The organism is Mesorhizobium sp. M8A.F.Ca.ET.202.01.1.1, from assembly GCF_004791595.1.
Classification (GTDB): Bacteria; Pseudomonadota; Alphaproteobacteria; order Rhizobiales; family Rhizobiaceae; genus Mesorhizobium.
Genome location: NZ_SRUN01000049.1, coordinates 1 through 1090, shown reverse-complemented (window position 1 = coordinate 1090; position 1090 = coordinate 1). Strand labels below are relative to the sequence as shown.

General features: G+C 65.1%; 1 protein-coding gene. It reads right to left on the bottom strand.

Going from position 1 to position 1090, the window contains the following annotated elements:
• On the bottom strand, positions 1-1011 hold a 1011-nt coding region (locus tag EN845_RS33755; RefSeq protein ID WP_135897794.1), incomplete at its 3' end, for an integrase core domain-containing protein.
• Between the last annotated feature and the right edge of the window lie 79 nt (positions 1012-1090).

The window sequence follows — 1090 nt, the reverse complement described above, 5'->3', positions numbered from 1 at the left end:
GCCGCCATTCCACCTGATCTCGCCATTGTGGCGCACCCAGCGAACCGCGGCCTCTTGCGGATAATCGGGCTCGGGTGGCGTCCTTGGCATGGCTCGTTGCGACGGGCGGTAATGCTGGGCTGGAGTGTCCATGGCAAGCGCCTCATGCGGACGCTCCTCATTGTAGCTGCGCCGGAAGGCTTCGAAGGCCTGGCCCTGAGCCGTTCTGTCGGCCTCCGGGTCCTTGGCCAGTGGCAGCATGGTCAGATGGAAGCGCTCGTGGCGACCGTTCTGCTGCGGCTTGCCGGGTGCGATCCGTTCCAGCGTGATGCCGAGCTTGATGAAGCGCACCGCAAGCGGCGTCAGCCCGGTGACGCCGGCCGACGCGAAGGGCGAGCCATTGTCGCTTCTGAAGCGATCCGGCAGGCCATGCTCCTCAAACAGTCGCTCGAACACCGGCCAGGCCTCGGCGTCCGCCGTCGAACCCGTCGCTTCGAGCGCCAGAAGGTAGCGGCTCGAGGCATCCATCACCGTCAACGGATCGCAGCGCCACCCGTCGGCAGTCCGGAACCACCCCTTGTGATCGCCAGTCCACACCGCATTCGGCCCTTGCGGCTCCGGCCACGGTCCGTTGCCACAGGCTCGCAGACGTGGCCGCTTGCGGGCGCCGACAAGCCCATGCCGTGCAAGGATCGCGCCCACCGTCGAGGCCGACGGCCAAACCAGCTCGGGAGCCGTGCGCTTGAGACGCGCCACGATCTTCTTTGGCCCCCACAGCGGATGCACCTCCTTGGCGGCAACGATCCGCTCCACCAGGTCCAGCGCCGTCGCCCGGCCGTGATTGAGCGGCGCGCGAGGCAGATCGTGCAAACCTTCCGGGCCGAACGCGCGATAGCGTCCAAGCCATTTGTAGCCGGTCTTGCGCGATATCCCATAAGCCGCACAGAGCTCGATCATCGTCTCTTCACCCGAAAGGCAATCCACAACAAACCGTAGCCGCTCGTCCATGATCCCAGTTTCTCGCCAAACCATCGCCGGTCCTCCCGGCGGACAAGAAAACTGTCACCCATGCTATCGGTCCATTCTGTTACCTATCTATCCGGTTCGGACA